Annotated in this window: 17 protein-coding genes; 7 read left to right on the forward strand and 10 right to left on the reverse strand. The window is 71.2% G+C overall.

Annotation, left to right across the window (positions count from 1 at the left end; genetic code table 11):
* Positions 1 to 57 precede the first annotated feature (57 nt).
* Positions 58 to 1,302 carry a S8 family serine peptidase gene (locus AB0H84_RS40145; RefSeq protein ID WP_357616819.1) on the forward strand — a complete coding sequence of 415 codons (1,245 nt, stop codon included), beginning with the start codon at positions 58 to 60 and terminating at the stop codon, positions 1,300 to 1,302.
* Between the two features lie 61 nt (positions 1,303 to 1,363).
* Here the strand turns inward: AB0H84_RS40145 and AB0H84_RS40150 are convergent, their stop codons facing one another.
* From AB0H84_RS40150 to AB0H84_RS40160, 3 genes are all read right to left on the reverse strand, one after another.
* The gene (locus tag AB0H84_RS40150; RefSeq protein WP_357616821.1) at positions 1,364 to 1,843 is read right to left on the reverse strand and encodes a DinB family protein; all 480 of its coding nucleotides are present in this window, start codon (positions 1,841 to 1,843) and stop codon (positions 1,364 to 1,366) included.
* Positions 1,840 to 3,510: a glycerol-3-phosphate dehydrogenase/oxidase gene (locus tag AB0H84_RS40155; protein ID WP_357616934.1), complete on the reverse strand. Its 1,671-nt coding sequence runs from the start codon at positions 3,508 to 3,510 to the stop codon at positions 1,840 to 1,842. Before AB0H84_RS40155 ends, AB0H84_RS40150 begins: the two co-directional genes overlap by 4 nt.
* A 208-nt stretch (positions 3,511 to 3,718) precedes the next feature.
* Complete coding sequence (locus AB0H84_RS40160) at positions 3,719 to 4,489, reverse strand: DeoR/GlpR family DNA-binding transcription regulator (protein WP_357616823.1); 771 nt, start codon at positions 4,487 to 4,489, stop codon at positions 3,719 to 3,721.
* A 129-nt stretch (positions 4,490 to 4,618) separates the two neighbouring features.
* Here AB0H84_RS40160 and AB0H84_RS40165 point away from each other — a divergent pair, with 129 nt between their 5' ends.
* From AB0H84_RS40165 to AB0H84_RS40180, 4 genes are read left to right on the forward strand one after another with little or no spacing between them, the layout of a single operon-like run.
* The gene (locus AB0H84_RS40165; RefSeq protein ID WP_357616825.1) at positions 4,619 to 5,491 is read left to right on the forward strand and encodes a sugar isomerase; all 873 of its coding nucleotides are present in this window, start codon (positions 4,619 to 4,621) and stop codon (positions 5,489 to 5,491) included.
* Positions 5,488 to 6,624, forward strand: a complete 1,137-nt coding sequence (nagA, locus tag AB0H84_RS40170) for an N-acetylglucosamine-6-phosphate deacetylase (RefSeq protein WP_357616827.1) — start codon at positions 5,488 to 5,490, stop codon at positions 6,622 to 6,624. The genes AB0H84_RS40165 and nagA overlap by 4 nt, the downstream gene beginning before the upstream one ends.
* Positions 6,621 to 7,529 carry a 1-phosphofructokinase family hexose kinase gene (locus AB0H84_RS40175; protein ID WP_357616829.1) on the forward strand — a complete coding sequence of 303 codons (909 nt, stop codon included), beginning with the start codon at positions 6,621 to 6,623 and terminating at the stop codon, positions 7,527 to 7,529. Before nagA ends, AB0H84_RS40175 begins: the two co-directional genes overlap by 4 nt.
* A 10-nt stretch (positions 7,530 to 7,539) precedes the next feature.
* On the forward strand, positions 7,540 to 8,364 hold the full coding sequence (locus AB0H84_RS40180; protein WP_357616831.1) for a class II fructose-bisphosphate aldolase: 825 nt from the start codon (positions 7,540 to 7,542) through the stop codon (positions 8,362 to 8,364).
* Here AB0H84_RS40180 and AB0H84_RS40185 read toward each other — a convergent pair.
* From AB0H84_RS40185 to guaB, 6 genes are read right to left on the reverse strand one after another with little or no spacing between them, the layout of a single operon-like run.
* Positions 8,354 to 8,788 carry a GNAT family N-acetyltransferase gene (locus tag AB0H84_RS40185; protein WP_357616833.1) on the reverse strand — a complete coding sequence of 145 codons (435 nt, stop codon included), beginning with the start codon at positions 8,786 to 8,788 and terminating at the stop codon, positions 8,354 to 8,356. The genes AB0H84_RS40180 and AB0H84_RS40185 overlap by 11 nt on opposite strands.
* A complete protein-coding gene (locus AB0H84_RS40190) occupies positions 8,785 to 9,561 on the reverse strand; it encodes a phosphotransferase (protein WP_357616835.1) in 777 nt (258 codons plus the stop codon). The genes AB0H84_RS40185 and AB0H84_RS40190 overlap by 4 nt, the downstream gene beginning before the upstream one ends.
* A gap of 41 nt (positions 9,562 to 9,602) precedes the next feature.
* Positions 9,603 to 10,283: an SDR family oxidoreductase gene (locus tag AB0H84_RS40195; RefSeq protein WP_357616837.1), complete on the reverse strand. Its 681-nt coding sequence runs from the start codon at positions 10,281 to 10,283 to the stop codon at positions 9,603 to 9,605.
* Complete coding sequence (locus AB0H84_RS40200) at positions 10,280 to 11,476, reverse strand: sigma-70 family RNA polymerase sigma factor (RefSeq protein ID WP_357616839.1); 1,197 nt, start codon at positions 11,474 to 11,476, stop codon at positions 10,280 to 10,282. The genes AB0H84_RS40195 and AB0H84_RS40200 overlap by 4 nt, the downstream gene beginning before the upstream one ends.
* A 5-nt stretch (positions 11,477 to 11,481) precedes the next feature.
* Complete coding sequence (locus AB0H84_RS40205; RefSeq protein WP_357616841.1) at positions 11,482 to 12,603, reverse strand: GuaB3 family IMP dehydrogenase-related protein; 1,122 nt, start codon at positions 12,601 to 12,603, stop codon at positions 11,482 to 11,484.
* Between the two features lie 4 nt (positions 12,604 to 12,607).
* The gene (gene guaB / locus AB0H84_RS40210) at positions 12,608 to 14,089 is read right to left on the reverse strand and encodes an IMP dehydrogenase (protein WP_357616843.1); all 1,482 of its coding nucleotides are present in this window, start codon (positions 14,087 to 14,089) and stop codon (positions 12,608 to 12,610) included.
* 444 nt (positions 14,090 to 14,533) lie between these two features.
* On the opposite strand from guaB, the gene AB0H84_RS40215 reads away from it, so the two are divergent.
* Together AB0H84_RS40215 and AB0H84_RS40220 are read left to right on the forward strand one after the other, a co-directional pair.
* Positions 14,534 to 15,547 carry a helix-turn-helix transcriptional regulator gene (locus AB0H84_RS40215; protein ID WP_357616845.1) on the forward strand — a complete coding sequence of 338 codons (1,014 nt, stop codon included), beginning with the start codon at positions 14,534 to 14,536 and terminating at the stop codon, positions 15,545 to 15,547.
* 39 nt (positions 15,548 to 15,586) lie between these two features.
* Positions 15,587 to 15,964 (forward strand): DUF5319 domain-containing protein, encoded by a 378-nt coding sequence (locus tag AB0H84_RS40220; RefSeq protein WP_357616847.1) that lies wholly within the window; start codon positions 15,587 to 15,589, stop codon positions 15,962 to 15,964.
* Positions 15,965 to 16,073: 109 nt separating this feature from the next.
* Here the strand turns inward: AB0H84_RS40220 and AB0H84_RS40225 are convergent, their stop codons facing one another.
* Complete coding sequence (locus AB0H84_RS40225) at positions 16,074 to 16,709, reverse strand: sigma-70 family RNA polymerase sigma factor (RefSeq protein ID WP_132334441.1); 636 nt, start codon at positions 16,707 to 16,709, stop codon at positions 16,074 to 16,076.
* Positions 16,710 to 17,652: the final 943 nt, after the last annotated feature.

Raw genomic sequence — 17,652 nt, forward strand, 5'->3', positions numbered from 1 at the left:
TGGGGCTTGTAATCCCACAGGCCTCTCCAGTCCCATCACAGGAAGGGCCCACGCGCCATGCGATCACGCACCCCCCTGCTCGCATTGCTCGTCAGCGCACTGGCGTTACCCCTGACGCCGCCGGCCGCCTCCGCCGCCACGCAGGCCGCGCAGGAGACGTACATCGTCCAGCTCAAGCCGACGCTGCGGGCGGCACCCCGCTCCGCCGCCCAGGACCAGGTGTCGCAGTACGGCGGCGAGCTCGTCGGCGTCTACGAGCACGCGTTCAAGGGCTACACCGCCCGCCTCAGCGCGACCGCCGCCGAGCGGCTCAAGCAGAACCCGAACGTGCTCAGCGTCGAGCCCGACGCCGTGGTGACGACGTTCGCCCAGACCACGCCCACGGGCGTCAAGCGCATCTTCGCCCCCGCCAACCCCAACCTGGACATCGACGGCGTCGATGACGTGCGCGTCGACGTGGACGTCGCGGTCGTCGACACCGGCGTGGACTACACCCACCCCGACCTGAACGTGGTCGCCCGCGCCAACTGCGTGACCGGCGTCTGCCTCAACAACACCGGCACCGACGACAACGGCCACGGCTCACACGTAGCCGGCATCATCGGCGCCAAGGACAACACCATCGGCTCGGTCGGCGTCGCGCCCGGGGCCCGCATCCACGGCGTCAAGGTGCTCAACTCGGCCGGCTCCGGCACCCTGTCGGCCATCGCGGCCGGCATCGACTGGGTGGTGGCACGGGCCTCCACCATCGAGGTCATCAACCTGAGCCTGGGCTGCAGCGGCTGCTCCAGCAGCGCCATCAGCAACGCGATCACGAACGCCGTCAACAAGGGCATCGTGGTCGTCGTGGCCGCGGGCAACAGCCACGCGAACACGTCCTCCTTCTTCCCCGCCAACCACCCGGACGTGGTCACGGTCTCGGCGCTCACCGACAACGACGGCCTGCCCGGCGGCGCGGGCGGCAGCACGCTCTCGTGCCGCAGCGAGACCGACCAGGACGACACCTCGGCGTTCTACTCCAACTACGGCTCCACCGTCGAGATCACCGCGCCGGGCACCTGCATCTACTCGACGTGGATGAACGGCGGCTACAACACGATCAGCGGCACCTCGATGGCCAGCCCCCACGTGGCGGGCGCGGCCGGCATCCTCACCTCGGGCAGCCGCAAGCCGACGACCAGGGCGGGCGCGCTGGCCGTACGGAGCAAGCTGATCTCCACCGGCAACTTCAACTGGACCGACGACTCGGGTGACGGCGTCAAGGAGCCGCTGCTCGACGTGCACGACTCCACGCAGTACTAGGAGGCCATCCTGGAAGGGCGGTACGCGGATCCCGCAGCGCCGCGTGCCGCCCGCCCCTCCTTCAGCCTTCGGCCAGCTCCCGGGCGATGTCGAGATGCCCGGCGTGCCGCATGTACTCCTCCAGGACGTGGAACATGATCCACGCCAGCGTCGGAGGCTCCTTGGGCGGCTGGAACCTGCCGATCCGCGAGGCCACGTCCGACAGGCTCGCCCCCGCCACGATCTGCCTGGACCGCTCGCACTGCGCCAGGTAGAACTCCTTGAGCTCCTCCAGCGACTCGGTCGCGACGAACGCGCCGTCCTCGTCGCGGTCCCCGTTCGCATCCGCCACCTGCTCACCGGCGAAGTCCCACTGGAACCAGCGCCGCTCCATGAACGCCAGATGCTTGAGCATCGCCGCCGGCGTCCACCCCGACGGCACCCGGCTCACCTCGGGCTCGGGAAAGCCGTCCAGCTTGCGCAGGATCTCCTCGCGGTAGTGATCGAGATAACCCTCCAGCAACTGGCGGGGGTCGGACAACTGCTTGGAAGGTTCGGTCATGAATGCTCCGGGACGACGGGGACGATCTCCGGCGCGCCGAGCCTGATCGCGTCGGCCTCCTGGTCGGAGTCCTGCTCCTGCGAGCGCCGCTCGGCCTCGACCCGCTTGGCGTAGTATTCCACCTCCCTCTTCACCTGCTCGCCGTCCCAGTCCAGCGGCCCGGCCAGCAGCTCGGCCGCCTCCTGCGCCACGGCCGAGCCGCGGTGGAAGGTCTCGATGGAGATGCGCGTACGCCGGGTCAGCACGTCGTTGAGGTGCCTGGCCCCCTCGTGGGTGGCGGCGTAGACGATCTCGGCGCGCAGATAGTCGTCGGCCCCCGACAGCGGCCTGCCCAGCGACGGGTCGCGCTCGATCAGCTCCAGCACCTCGTCGATCAGCGAGCCGTAGCGCTGCAGCAGGTGCTCGATCCTGGCCACGTGCAGCCCCGAGGTGTGGGCCAGGCGGTGCCTGGAGTTCCACAGCGCCTGGTAGCCCTCGGCGCCGGCGAGCGGGATGCGGTCGGTGCACGAACCGGGCACCCGCTGGCCGAGCCCGTGCACCACCGTGTCCACCGCGTCCTTGGCCATGACCCGGTACGTCGTGTACTTCCCCCCGGCGATCATCACCAGGCCCGGCACGGGGTGCGTCACCACGTGCTCCCTGGACAGCTTCGACGTCTCGTCGGACTCGCCCGACAGCAGCGGCCGCAGCCCCGCGTAGACGCCTTCGACGTCGTCACGGGTCAGGGGGACGGACAGGACGGCGTTCACGTGGTCGAGCAGGTAGTCGATGTCCGTGCGGGAGGCGGCCGGGTGGACCTTGTCGAGCGTCCAGTCGGTGTCGGTGGTGCCGATGATCCAGTGCCGGCCCCAGGGGATCACGAAGAGCACCGACTTCTCCGTACGCAGGATGATCCCGGTCAGCGAGTGGATCCGGTCCCTCGGCACCACGAGGTGGATGCCCTTGGAGGCGCGTACGTGGATCTGGCCCCGGCCGCCGACGAGCTGCTGGATGTCGTCGGTCCAGACGCCGGTGGCGTTCACCACCTGCTGGGCGCGTACCTCGAGCTCGTCGCCGAGCTCCAGGTCGCGCACGCGCACGCCGGTGACCCGCTCGCCCTCCCGCAGGAACCCCACCACCTGCGCCCGCGGCGCGACGAGGGCGCCGTAGGTGGCGGCGGTGCGCAGCAGCGTCGTCACGTAGCGGGCGTCGTCCACCTGCGCGTCCCAGTACTGGACGGCGCCCGTGAAGGCGGTCTTCTTCAGCGCGGGGGCCAGCCGCAGCGCCCGCGACCTGGACAGGTGCCGGTGGCCCGGCACGCCACGGGTGATCCCGGTCGCGAGGCCGAGCGTGTCGTAGAGCGCCACGCCCGCGCCGACGTACGGCCGCTCCCAGGCGAAGTGGGTCAGCGGAAAGAGGAACGGCACCGGCCTGACCAGGTGCGGCGCGATGCGCTGCAGCAGCAGCGCGCGCTCCTGCAGGGCCTCGCGCACCAGCTCGAAGTTGAGCTGCTCCAGGTAGCGCAGGCCGCCGTGGATGAGCTTGGAGGAGCGGGAGGACGTGCCGGAGGCGAAGTCCCTGGCCTCGACCAGCGCCACGTCGAGCCCCCGGGTCGCGGCGTCGAGCGCGATCCCCGCCCCCACGACACCGCCGCCCACCACCACCACGTCGAAGTCCTGCGCGGCCATGCGCTCCAGCGCCTCGGTCCGCTCCGCGGGCCCGAGCCGAGCCACACACTTTCCCGGCGTCATATTTCCCCCTGGTACGGCTTTGTCGCCTGCGCTCCATACCTACCCTCGGGGCCCTCGCCCTGTAACGCCACCGCCGAAGTGCGGACCCGCCCCCGCGTCGTGGAACCGCCGCACGCGTGCGGACCGCCCCGGGACGAACGCCGGGTCAGGCGCGGATGACCTTCACCCCGGCGTCCGCCAGCTCCCCGGCCAGCGCGTCGGAGAGCCGGTCATCCGTGACCAGCGTGTCGATCCGGCCGATCGGGCAGATCCGGGAGAAGGCCCGCTTGCCGATCTTGGAGGAGTCGGCCACCACCACGACCTGCGCCGCCCGGCTGATCAGCAGGTGGTTGACGCTGGCCTCCCCTTCGTGGTGCGCCGAGGCCCCCACCTCGACGTCCAGCGCGTCCACGCCCAGGAACGCCACGTCCAGCGTCACCTGCTCCAGCACCCCGGTCGCCAGCGGCCCGATGAGCTCGTACGACTGCTGCCTGGCCACCCCGCCCGTCACCACGATCTTGACGTGCTGCCGCACGGTCAGCTCGGCCGCGATGTTCAGCGCGTTCGTGACGATCGTGAACCCGCTCTCCAGCGTCGGCGTCGTCGCGAGCGTGCGCGCCAGCTCCGACGTGGTGGTGCCGCCGTTGAGCCCCACCACGGCCCCGGGCGTCACCAGCTCGGCCGCCGCGGTGGCGATGCGGTGCTTCTCGCCGGCGTGCCTGGCCGTCTTGTACCGCAGCGGCAGGTCGTAGCTCACGCTCTGCGCGACCGCGCCGCCCCGCGTGCGCATGAGCATCTGCTGCTGCGCGAGCTGGTCGAAATCCCGCCGGATCGTCGCGGTGGAGACGTCGAGCGCCCGTGCGGCCTCCTCCACCGACAGCCTGCCCTCCTGGGCCAGCAGCTCGAGGATGGCGTTCCAGCGGTCGTAGCGGGACACGAGGCCTCCTAGGCGATGGGGACAAGGGCAAGCGTGGCACAACGGCACAGGACAGAGCCACCGGTGTTCATTACTGCTCTCTCCTGATATAAATCCAGCAGAAACAATCAATCTCCGGGGAGGCAAGTGGTGACCACCCACACCGAGGCCGAGATCGCGTCCCAGCCGTCGTGCTGGCGCCGCGCCGTCGCGAGCGTTCCCGCCGACGCGCTGCCGCGCCAGGGCGAGCGGGTCGCCGTCGTCGGCTGCGGCACGTCGTGGTTCATCGCGATGGCGTACGCCGTGCTGCGCGAGCGGGCCGGGCACGGCGAGACCGACGCCTTCGCCGCCTCCGAGGCCCCGATCGACCGCTCGTACGACCGCGTGCTCGCCCTGACCCGTTCGGGCACAACGACGGAGGTGCTCGAGCTGCTCGCCAGGACGACCACGCAGACCACGGCCATCACCGCCGACGCCAACACGCCGATCATGCAGGCCGCCGACCAGGTCGTCGTGCTCGACTACGCCGACGAGCGGTCGGTCGTGCAGACCCGGTTCGCCACCACGCAGCTCGCCCTGCTCCGTGCCAGCCTCGGCGAGGACCTCACGCAGGCCGTCGAGGACGCCGAGGCGGCCCTGGCCGCACCGCTGCCGGACGAGCTGGTCCGGGCCGAGCAGTTCAGCTTCCTCGGCACCGGCTGGTCGGTCGGGCTGGCGCAGGAGGCCGCGCTGAAGATGCGCGAGGCCTCCCGCTCGTGGACGGAGGCGTACCCGGCGATGGAGTACCGGCACGGCCCGATCAGCATCGCCGCCCCGGGACGCGTGACCTGGATGCTCGGCACCGCGCCCGAGGGCCTGCGCGCGCAGGTCGAGGAGACCGGCGGGACGTTCTTCGAGACCGCGCTCGACCCGATGGCCGAGCTGATCAGGGCGCAGCGGGTGGCCGTCGCCCGGGCGTTCGCCCAAGGTCTGAACCCCGACGAGCCCATGCACCTCACGCGATCTGTGATCCTTTCTTCATGAGCCTTACTCTTGCCGACGCCAGGATCGTGACGCCCGAGGGAGTTCACGAGGGGTGGCTGACCATCGAAGACGGCCGCATCACGCATGTCGGCCGCGGATCGGCCCCGGGTCAGGGCCTGAGCGTGGGCGGGCGGCACGTCATCCCGGGGTTCGTGGACATCCACAACCACGGCGGGGCGGGCGGCTCGTTCCCGACCGGCGAGCAGGACAAGGCACGTGAGGCCGTCGAGCTGCACCGCCGCCACGGCACCACCACGACGGTGGCCAGCCTCGTCACCGACTCGCCCGACGGCCTGACCCGGGCCGCGTCGGCGCTGGCGGAGCTCTGCGAGGAAGGGCTGCTGGCCGGCATCCACTTCGAGGGCCCGTACATCTCCAAGGCCCGCTGCGGCGCGCACGACCCGACCCTGCTGAGGGAGCCGTCGCCGCGGGAGCTCGGGGCGCTGCTCAAGGCGGGGCGCGGGCACGTGCGCATGGTGACCATCGCGGCCGAGCTGCCCGGCGCGCTCGACACGATCCGCATGGCCGCCGCCGAAGGCGTGATCGCGGCGCTCGGCCACAGCGACGCCGACTACGACACGACGATCGCGGGCATCGAGGCGGGCGCGAGCGTGGCCACCCACCTCTACAACGCGATGCCGCCGCTCGGCCACCGCGCGCCCGGCCCGGTGGCCGCGCTGCTCGACGACGAGCGGGTGACGGTCGAGCTGATCAACGACGGCGTGCACGTCCATCCGGCCATGCTGCGCCTGGCGTACGAGGTGGCGGGCCCCGGCAGGACGGCGCTGATCACCGACGCGATGTCGGCCGCCGGGCTCGGCGACGGCGACTACGTGCTCGGCCCCATGCGGGTGCGCGTGGACGACGGCGTGGCCAGGCTGGTCGAGGGCGGCTCGATCGCGGGGTCCACGCTGACCATGGACGTCGCTTTCCGGCGCAGCATCCAGGAGGTCGGGATGTCGCTGCCCGACGCGGTCCAGGTGGCGTCCCTGACGCCCGCGCGGGTGCTGGGGCTGGCAGACAGGCTCGGCTCGATCGCCGTGGGCAAGGCGGCCGACCTGGTGGTGCTCTCCGACTCGCTGGAGGTGGCCGGGGTGATGAAGGACGGCGTCTGGGTCACGGAGCCCCGATGATCCTCACCGTGACGCTCAACGCCGCGCTCGACGTGACCTACCAGGTCCCGGAGGTGGACTGGGACGGCGTCAACCGGGTCGGCGCGGTCCACAGACGCGCGGGCGGCAAGGGCGTCAACGTGGCCCGCGTGCTGGCCGCGCTCGGCCAGGACGTGCTGGTCACCGGGCTGGCGGGCGGTCCCACAGGGCGGGCGATCGAGGACGACCTGCGGTCGGCGGGCCTGCCCAGCGCGCTGTGCGCCGTCGCCGCCGACTCCCGCACCACGCTGGTCGTCGCGGAGCAGGCCGGGACGCGCACCGCGCTCTTCAACGAGCCCGGCCCCGAGGTCACCCCCGCCGAGCTGGCGGGCTTCGTACGGCACTACGCATCGCTGCTCGCCACCGCCGACGCGGTCGTCATCTCGGGCAGCCTCCCCCGCGGCGTCCCCGCCGACACCTACGCCACGCTCGCCTCCATCGCCGCGGACGCCGGCGTCCCGGCGATCGTGGACGCCGACGGCGACCCGCTCCGCCACGCCCCCAAGGGCCGCCCTGCCGTGGTCAAGCCCAACCGGGAGGAGCTGGCCAGGGCCGTGCCCGGCGGCACCCCGGCCGAGGGAGCCGAGGCGCTGCGCAGCCAGGGCGCCGAGGCCGTGGTGGTCTCCATGGGTGCCGACGGGCTGCTGGCGGTCACCGGGGAGGGGACGTTCACGGCGCGCATGCCGTACACCGTGCGCGGCAACCCGACGGGGGCGGGCGACTCGCTCGTCGCCGGGCTGGCGCTGGGCCTGGTGGAGTCGGCGCCGTGGCCCGACAGCCTCCGGCGGGCCGCGGCCCTCGGCGCGGCCGCCGTGGCCGCGCCCGTGGCGGGCGACTTCGACCCCGACGTGTACGCCGACATACACCCCCAGATCACCATCACGTAAGGAGCCCGGCATGCCCCTCGCCCCCATCGGCGACATCGTCAGCCAGTCGCCCGCCGGGGTGGGCGCGTTCAACGTGATCCAGCTCGAGCACGCCACCGCCATCGTGGCCGGCGCCGAGGCCCTGAGCCTGCCGGTCGTGCTGCAGATCAGCGAGAACTGCGTCCGCTACCACGGCGCGCTCGAGCCCGTCGCGCTGGCCGCCCTGGCGGTCGCCAGGCGCGCCGAGGTGCCGGTCGCGGTCCACCTCGACCACGCCACCGACCGGGCGCTCGTGGAGGAGGCGGTGGGGCTGGGCCTGGGCTCGGTCATGTACGACGCCTCGGCGCTGCCCGACGAGGAGAACGTCCGCACGACCGCCGAGGTCGCCGCCTGGTGCCACGAGCGAGGCGTGTGGGTGGAGGCCGAGCTGGGCGAGGTCGGAGGCAAGGACGGCGTGCACGCCCCCGGCGCGCGCACCAAGCCGCACGAGGCGGTCGACTACGTGGCCAGGACCGGCGTGGACGCGCTCGCCGTGGCCGTGGGCACCTCCCACGCCATGACCACCAAGGACGCGGTGCTGGACCTGGAGCTCATCGCCGAGCTGCGGGCCGCGGTGCCGGTGCCGCTGGTGCTGCACGGCTCGTCAGGGGTGCCCGACGACGTGCTGCGCGAGGCGGTGCGGAACGGCATGAAGAAGATCAACATCGCGACGCACCTGAACAAGGCGTTCACCGGCGCCGTACGCGACTACCTGGCCCACGACGAGCGCGTCGTCGACTCCCGGAAATATCTCAAGGCCGGCCGCGACGCGGTGGCCAGGGAGGTCAGCCACCTCCTGGGGGTTCTCACGGGCTGAGCCGCTTGCGCATCATCACCGCCGAGCGGCCCTCGACCCCCATGCGGCCGGTCTCCACATATCCGAGCGACTCGTACAGGGCGATGTTGGCGGCCATCTTGACGTTCGTGTAGAGGCGCAGGGCGGGCAGGCCCAGCCGGCGCGCCTCCTCCTCGGCGTACGCCAGGAGCGCGCGCCCGAGGCCCCTGCCCTGGCGGTCGGGGCGCACGGCGACGTTCTCCACCAGCAGGACGCCGTCCTCTGGGACGAGCACGACGATCCCGTCGAGCTCGTCCGTGACGTGCACCCGGCCCGCGTCGATGAGCGCGGCATAGTCGGCCTCCATCGGCAGCGGCCGCATGCCGATGACCTCGATCCACGGCGCGTAGGCGTCGTGCACCAGGCGCTCCACGGCGGCCTTGTCCGCTGCTCCAGCCCGTCTCATGCGCCCAATGTTGCCAGCACGCGTTCGACCTGTCGCCCGAACGTGCCCGGCGGATTGCGCGGGTGCTCGCGGGAGAGCAGGAACAGCCAGACCAGGGCGTGCACCTTACGGCACTCGCGCAGCCGCCGCTCCACCGGCGGGCTCAGCTCGAACCGGTGCGCGATCTCCACCTCGCCGTCCACCCACATCGACACGTGCTCGGCCATCTCCGCCAGCTCGAAGGCCAGGTCGCTGCGCCCGGAGTCCTCGTAGTCGACGATGCGGACGCGTACGCCGTCCCACAGGAAGTTGGCCAGGTTGCCGTCGCCCGCCCCGAACACGGGCGTGATCCCCGACTCTCCCGGCGACCAGCTCGCCAGCCACCGCAGGCCCTCCTTGACCGCCCGGTCCGCCGGCGGGTCGCGCGGCTCCCAGCTCGCGCCGCGCCGCCGCACCCAGTCGATGACCGCCTCGAGCTGCCACGGGCGCAGCGGGACGGCCCGGAGGACGTCGAGCGGCACCGCCGTGTGCAGCTCGGTGAGCGCCTCGACCAGCGCCGCGACGTGTACGGCCTGCGCGAACAGCCCGCGCAGCGGCACCCCGTCGATCCGGGACATCGTCACCACGCCCGCCTCGTAGCCGATCGGCTCGGGGGCCAGGCCGGGGGCGTACTCGGCCAGCAGGTTCAGTGCGCGCCACTCGCGCTCGGCCGCGCCGGGCTTGCTGTCCATGTAGCGCTTGATGACCACGTCGCCGGCGAAGGCGAGCTCGTGCGTGTGGCGAAGGTCGGCCATGCCCGCATGCTAGGGCACCGGTCTGCCGACAGCGCCTGCGCTCACCAGGGCAGCGCGCGCCCGTCGCGGAAGAACCCGCCGGTCGGCCCGCCGTCCGGCAGATCGACCGCCCACAGCACGCTCCTCGCGCCCTCCGCGACCGGCCGCCCGCCGGGGCCGCCCATGTCGGTCGCGACCCACCCGGGGCAGACCGCGTTGACCAGGATCCCCTCGCCGCGCAGCTCGGCGGCGAGCATCCTGGTGAGCGCGTTGAGCGCGGCCTTGGAGACCGCGTAGGCCGGCGTCCCCGCCCCCATGGAGGCCAGCGAGCCGGCCTCGCTGGAGACGTTCACCACCCGGCCGTGCCTGCTCGCCCGCAGCAGCGGCAGCAGCGCCTGCGTCACCCGCCACGCCCCGAGCAGATTCGTGTCCAGCGCCTCCTGTACGACGCCCAGGTCCGCGCCGGTGGCCCGCTGCCAGGTGTCGTAGTGAATGGCCGCGTTGTTGACCAGCACATCCACCCGCTCATGGCCGAGCTCCCTGGCGAACCTCTCGACGGACCCGGCGTCGGACACGTCGAGCTGCCTCGCCTCCACCGCCCCGCCCAGCCCGGCGGCGGCCTTCTCGGCCTTGCGCGCGTCCCTGGCCGTCAGCACCACCGTGTCACCGGCCAGCGCGAGCTGCCGGGCCACCTCCAGCCCGATCCCCCGGTTGGCCCCCGTGACCACGCACACCCTCGTCATGCCCCCACCCGTTTCCGCAGGAAAGCCCGCTCCACCTCGTTGCCCGCCCGCGCGATCGCCGCCTCGTACGCCGCCACGGCCTCCTCCTCGCGCCCGAGCCGCCGCAGCAGGTCCGCTCGTACCGCATGGAACACGTAGTAATCATCGGGCCCGTCGAGCAGCCCCAGCGCCGCCTCCGGCCCCTCCACCTCGGCCACCGCCACGGCCCGGTGCACCGCCACGACGGGCCCGGGGTCGAAGGCCGCCAGCAGGTCGTACAGCCGCACGATCTGCCGCCAGTCCGTGTCCCGCGCCGCCGCCGCGTCGCTGTGCACGGCGTTGATCGCGGCCTGGATCTGGTACGGGCCGGGCTCGTTGCGCCGTAGGCACCGCCGTACGAGCTCCTGCCCCTCCGCGACGAGCGCGCGATCCCACAGCCCCCGGTCCTGCTCGGCGAGCGGCACCAGCTCGCCTGCCTCGGAGGTACGGGCGGCGCGCCGCGACTCGGTCAGCAGCATGAGCGCGAGCAGCCCCATCACCTCGGGCTCGTCCGGCATGAGCTCGGCCAGCAGCCGGCCGAGCCGGATGGCCTCGGCGCACAGGTCCTCGCGGACCAGCCGGTCGCCGGAGCTGGCCGCATAGCCCTCGTTGAAGATCAGGTAGACCACGGCCAGCACCGCCCGCAGCCGCTCGGGCAGGTCGGCCTCCGCCGGGACCCGGTACGGGATCCGGGCGGCGCGGATCTTGCTCTTCGCCCGCACCAGGCGCTGCGCCATGGTCGGCTCCGGCACCAGGAACGCGCGGGCGATCTCCGCCGTCGTCAGCCCGCCGAGCAGCCGGAGCGTCAGAGCGACCCGCGCGTGCGCGGCGAGCGCGGGATGGCAGCAGGTGAAGATCAGCCGCAGCCGGTCGTCGTGCACGGGCCCCACGTCCTGGGGCCCGTCGTCGGCCTGCAGCAGCGCGGCCTGGGCGTGTTTGCCGGGCCGCGCCGACTCCTTGCGCAGCCGGTCGATGGCCCGGTTGCGCGCGGTCGTGATGATCCACCCGGCCGGGCTGGGCGGCGCCCCGGCGGACGGCCACTGCCGCACCGCCACGCTGAACGCCTCCTGCACCGCCTCCTCGGCGAGATCGATGTCGCCGAAGACCCGCACGAGCACGGCGACCGCCCTGCCGTACTCCTCGCGGAACACCCGCTCGACCGCGGCCTCCGACATGAGCGTCAGCGCTGGATGGGGGCCACCACGACCTCGACCCGCTGGAACTCCTTGATGTCCGAGTAGCCGGTGGAGGCCATCGTCCGCTTGAGTGCGCCCATCAGGTTCATCGAGCCGTCGGCCACGCTCGACGGCCCGTGCAGGATCTGCTCGAGCGTGCCGACCGTGCCGAACTCCACCCGCCGGCCCCGCGGCAGGTCCGGGTGGTGCGCCTCCGAGCCCCAGTGGAACCCGTGGCCGGGCGCCTCGACCGCCCGCGCCAGCGGCGAGCCCACCATCACGGCGTCGGCCCCGCAGGCGATGGCCTTGGCGATGTCACCGGAGGTGCCCATGCCGCCGTCGGCGATCACGTGCACGTAACGGCCGCCCGACTCGTCCATGTAGTCGCGGCGCGCCGCCGCGACGTCGGAGATCGCGGTGGCCATCGGCACGGCCACCCCGAGCACGTTGCGGGTCGTGTGCGAGGCGCCGCCGCCGAAGCCCACCAGCACGCCCGCCGCGCCCGTGCGCATGAGGTGCAGGGCCGCCGTGTACGTCGCGCAGCCGCCCACGATGACCGGCACGTCGAGCTCGTAGATGAACTGCTTGAGGTTGAGCGGCTCGGCCCGGCCCGACACGTGCTCGGCCGACACGGTGGTGCCGCGGATGACGAAGATGTCGACGCCCGCGTCGATCACGGCCTTGTGGTACTGGACCGTGCGCTGCGGGGACAGCCGCACGGCGGTGGTCACGCCGGACGCCCGGATCTCCTCGATCCGGCGGCCGATCAGCTCCTCCTGGATGGGCGCCGCGTAGATCTCCTGGAGCCGCTTGGTGGCCGCCGCCGCGTCGAGGGCGGCGCACTCCTCCAGCAGCGGAGACGGGTCCTCGTACCGCGTCCAGAGCCCTTCGAGGTCGAGCGGCGCGAGACCGCCGAGCCGGCCGATCTCGATCGCGGTCGCCGGGGACACCACGCTGTCCATGGGGGCGACCACCACCGGCAGCTCGAAGCGGTAGGCGTCGATCTGCCAGGCGATCGAGACCTCCTCCGGGTCCCGGGTGCGCCGCGAGGGAACCAGGCCGATCTCGTCAAGCGAGTACGCCCGCCGCCCGGCCTTGCCCCGGCCGATCTCCACCTGCTGAGTCATGAACTTACCTTCTGTGATAGTTCGGAGCTTCCACGGTCATCTGGATGTCGTGGGGGTGGCTCTCCTTGAGGCCCGCCGACGTGATCGGCATGAGCTCGCAGTCGGTGTGCATCTGCTCGATCGTGCGGCAGCCGGCGTACCACATGCCCTGGCGCAGGCCCCCGACGAGCTGGTGGGCGACGGCCGCCACCGGGCCGCGGTAGGGGACCTGGCCCTCGATGCCCTCGGGGATGTACCTGTCGTCGCCGCCGACGTCGGCCTGGGCGTAGCGGTCCTTGCTGTAGGAGGTGCCGCCGCGCTCGCGGTTGCGCACCGCGCCGAGCGAGCCCATGCCGCGGTAGGACTTGAACTGCTTGCCGTTGATGAAGATCAGCTCACCCGGCGACTCCTCGCACCCGGCGAGCAGCGAGCCGAGCATGACCGTGTCGGCGCCGGCCGCGATGGCCTTGACGATGTCGCCGGAGTACTGCAGGCCGCCGTCGCCGATGACCGGCACACCCGCCGGGCCGCACGCCCTGGAGGCCTCGTAGATGGCCGTGACCTGCGGCGCGCCCACCCCGGCCACCACCCGCGTGGTGCAGATCGAGCCGGGCCCGACGCCCACCTTGACCGCGTCGGCGCCCGCGTCGACCAGCATCTGCGCACCGGCCCTGGTCGCGATGTTGCCCGCGACGACCTCGACCTTGCTGTTGGCCTTGATCTTGCCGACCATGTCGGCCAGGCCCTTGGAGTGACCGTGGGCCACGTCGATGACCACCACATCGACCCCGGCCTCGATCAGCGCCTTGGCCCGCAGCTCGGCGTCGCCGCCGACGCCGATGGCCGCGCCCACGATCAGCCGGCCGTCGGCGTCCTTGGTGGAGAGGGGGTACTGCTCGCTCTTGGTGAAGTCCTTGACCGTGATCAGGCCGCGCAGCCTGCCGTCGGGGTCGACCAGGGGCAGCTTCTCGATCTTGTTCTGCCGGAGCAGCGCGAACGCCTCGTCACGCGACACGCCCACCGGGGCGGTGACGAGCGGCATCTTGGTCATGACCTCGCGTACGGGGCGCGAGTGGTCCGTCTCGAAGCGCATGTCGCGGTTGGTCACGATGCCCAGCAGCGTGCCGTCCACGTCCGTCACGGGCACACCCGAGATCCGGTACGTGCCGCAGAGCCGCTCGACGTCGGCCAGCGTGTCGTTCGGGCTGCAGGTCACCGGGTTGGTGACCATGCCGGCCTCGGAGCGCTTGACCAGGTCGACCTGCTGGGCCTGCTCGTCGACCGACAGGTTGCGGTGGAGGATGCCGATGCCGCCCTGGCGGGCCATGGCGACCGCCATGCGGGCCTCGGTGACGGTGTCCATGGCCGCGGAGATCAGCGGGATGGAGAGCGTGATGTTGCGCGACAGGCGTGACCTGGTGTCGGCCTCGCCTGGCTGCAGGTCTGAATACGCCGGCACCAGCAGCACGTCATCGAAGGTCAAACCTGTTTCGGTGAACTTGGACATGCTGCGGCCCCCTCCTGCCGTTGCTCTGATTGAGCCAAGTCTAGGGCCTGCCTCCAAACCGCGGCTCAGCGCCCTTACCTGGAGCCATGGGGGATGCCGGGGGCACGATGACCCCCACGGTCCGTCGTACCCCCGGCATGAAAAGTGCCGGGGGATGGGCCGGTCGGTGATCCGTCCCATCCCCCGGCCACCGGCACCCGGGTGTGGCGGCGCTCCACGCCACCGAACCCCCCTCCGCGTCCTGATGGCCGGTGCCACCGCAGCCCTTGCAGGGTGCCGACGCTAGGTAAAGAGTGCGTTACGGAACGGAACAACGCAATGCGAAAAGGTGCAAGTTCATGAAGTTGCACTTCGCCCGCGCCAGTCATGGCAACGGGGGGACACGAGCGTATTGCGGGGTTATTCTCACGGCACGCCCGTGTCCCCCCGACGGAGCCGCCCCCCATGCGCAACCAGTCGCCTACAGTGTCCGACCCCTTCGAGACGCTGGGCCTAGACCCGGCGCAGACCGCGCTCTACTCCGCGGTGCTGCGGCTGCATCGAGCGACCATCACCGATCTCGCCCTGGCCATGGACGGCCCCGTCGACAAGGTCGGTCGCCAGCTCGACGACCTCGTCAGGCTGGGCGTGATCGACGAGCAGTCCGGGGAGTACCTGGCCAGGCACCCCGCGGCGGCGCTGGGCCGGGTGATCGCCGATCGGCTCGACCGGCTGGCGGAGGAGAGCCGCAGGATCGACAGCGCGCTCGGCTCGATCCGGTCGCTGATCCGCGACTACGACGCCGGGCGCGACTACCAGAGCGGCACCTTCACGGTGGAGATCGTGAACGGGGCGGACGTGCTGTACGAGAGCGTGGTCGGCATGGCCGTACAGTCGCCGCCGACGGAATTGATGACCGCGCTTCCGGACGAGCGCACCATGACCGACTTTGCCCGGAAATTTGCTGATCCGTGGATTGATGCGCAGAAACGAGAACTTCTCGCGGTTCATGCGATCGTGCCGGTGTCCACCCTGGTGCTGCCCGGCGTACGCGATCAGCTCACCCGCCTGCTCGACGCCGGCGGCAAGGTACGCACGCTGGACCGGGTGCCGAGCTGGTTCATGACGGCGGGGTCGGAGGTCGCCGGGCTGCCCCCGTTCTGGGGCGGCAACCTGCCCGATCACGCGTACAACTTCTATCTCGTACGCACGCCCGTCGTCGTGGGCCTGCTGCGGACCCTCTTCAGGGAGCTGTGGACCAGGGCCGTGCCGCTCCCCTGGGGTGGCCGCAGGAGCGAGGGGATGGTCCAGGTCCTCCGCCTGGCGGCCCAGGGCATGTGCGACGACTCCATAGCCCGCCAGCTAGGTGTTTCGGTCCGTACGGTCAGGGCGAGATTCGCGGACGCCATGACGGAATTGGGCGCTCAATCCCGCTTCCACGCAGGCGTGGAGGCCGCCAGGCGCGGATGGCTGAGGTAATGTCCACCGCTCGGGCCGCTTCGGTCATATGGTGGGAAGGTGCTGGAAGACGTCCCCCGCGACCCGTTCGCGGACGACCCGAACGACCCTTCCTCGGCGATGGGCGCGCTCGACGACGCCGAGCCACTCACCGCGGCCGAGCGTGACGAGGCCATCACGGACCTCGCCGACGTCGAGGCCTTTCGCTCCCTGCTCGAACCGCAGGGAGTGCTGGGTCTCGTACTCGACTGCCCTGAATGCGGCGAGCAGCACTTCTTCGACTGGGAGCTGCTGCGCGGCAACCTACGGCAAATGATCGAGAAAGGCCAGCCGCAGGTGCACGAGCCGGCCTTTCACCCGGACCCGGCGGACTACGTCAGCTGGGAGTACGCCAGAGGCTATGTCGACGGCGTCATCGACACGGAGGAACGCCGCTGACCGACGTCATCGAGCAGCGCGGCCAGCAACCGCGCGGCCGGATCGCCTGAGTCAGGCATCTCTCCACGACCGAGCGCATCGAGCAGCGCGTCGGTCTCTTCCTCTGGCGTCAAGCCGACTCCAGCTCGGCCATCTGCCGCAACCTGGCCAGCGCCCGATGCTGGGCGACGCGGACCGCACCCGGTGACATACCGAGTACATTACCGGTCTCCTCGGCAGACAACCCCGACACCACCCGCAACAGCAGCAACTCGCGCTGGTTCTCGGGCAGCCGGGCCAGCAGCCGCCGCGCGTGCTCGACCTCGATGTAGCGGACCACCGTCTCCTCGGGCCCAGGCCCGTCGTCCGGACCGTCCGGCAGATCCTGAGTGGGTACGGCCGAGCGCACCGAACTCCGCAGCGCGTCGGCCACTTTGTGCGAGGCGATCCCGAACACGAAGGAGGCGAACGGCCGCCCCATGTCCCGGTATCGCGGCAGCGCGGACAGGACCGCGATGCACACCTCCTGGGCCACGTCATCGGCAATGTGATATTGCCCTGAAACCCTGCCCAGCCGGGCGCGGCAATACCGCACCACCATCGGACGCAACTCACCGAGCAGGGATTCGATCGCACTGCGATCCCCCTGTACGGCGAGGCTCGTCAGTTCCCTAAGGTCGGAGTCATCCGTCCGTGCCGGAAGTCTCGACGCGAGCCTTACCCCAATTTTGGCGTCGGCGACGCTTCCCTCGCTCACGATAGGCATGATGCCCGCACTGATCCGGCCTGTCGTCATGGCGAACGGCTACGGATTGGTCACATTGACGCGACGATAACCGGTAGTAATCAATTGACCACACTAAGCCTTAACTGCTGACATAATGTTTCATCCCATAACCCGGAATGTACGACAATTGTCAGACCCCAGACGCTTATCCCCCACTCCCGGTTTACTCCAATATTCCACCTTTTCCCCCACTTCCCCCCAAACCGCCAGCACCAATCCCCCAGCGTTCCGCACCCCCAGGAGCGCCCCGGGGCGGAAACACACGGCCTTCCACACGGGATGCGCTCCGCGCAGCGGGCTCCAGGCAGCGCCCCCCAAGGGGGCACGCCCCCTTTCGATCCCCCAAAGGCAAGGTCCTCGCCGAGGGCGCGCTTCGCGCGACGGAAGCTCGGGCAGCGCCCTGTGGGGGCAGGCCCCCACACCCCCAGGCGGGGACTTGCCGGTCCCCGCACCCCTCGGACGCAACCGCCACTACCACCCGCCAGGATGGTCTCCTGTCAACAGACCTAACGAGTGCAACCGCTCATCTCAACGATCTCTGACTCCGGTGGCTCAGCTCGCCACACCAAGCCCGGCGCGCTGCCACCAGAGCGCGATCCGGGCTCCCGGCAGCGCGCTCAACCATCCCAAAACGCTCATCCTGAGCAACGGCACGGCCTGAGATCAGGTCAATCTCGTGCACCTCTCCGGCGGACGCAATTCACGGGATGAAGGGCGAGAGGTGATGGAGCACCTTCTCCGCCGCATCCACGACCGCAGTCGCCGCTGGGAGATCGTCGCGGGCACTGTCCTCGTCGATCCACGCGGTGCTGGTGGGATATTCGCTCTCGTGCCGAGTGGTGCGGATGCGATCAACCGGACGAAGAATCGCTCCCATAGACACACCGAACTGTGCACGTGTCGCCTGCTGAACCGCCAGGTG

Source organism: Nonomuraea sp. NPDC050786 (genome assembly GCF_040654115.1).
In the GTDB taxonomy this organism is placed as follows: domain Bacteria; phylum Actinomycetota; class Actinomycetes; order Streptosporangiales; family Streptosporangiaceae; genus Nonomuraea.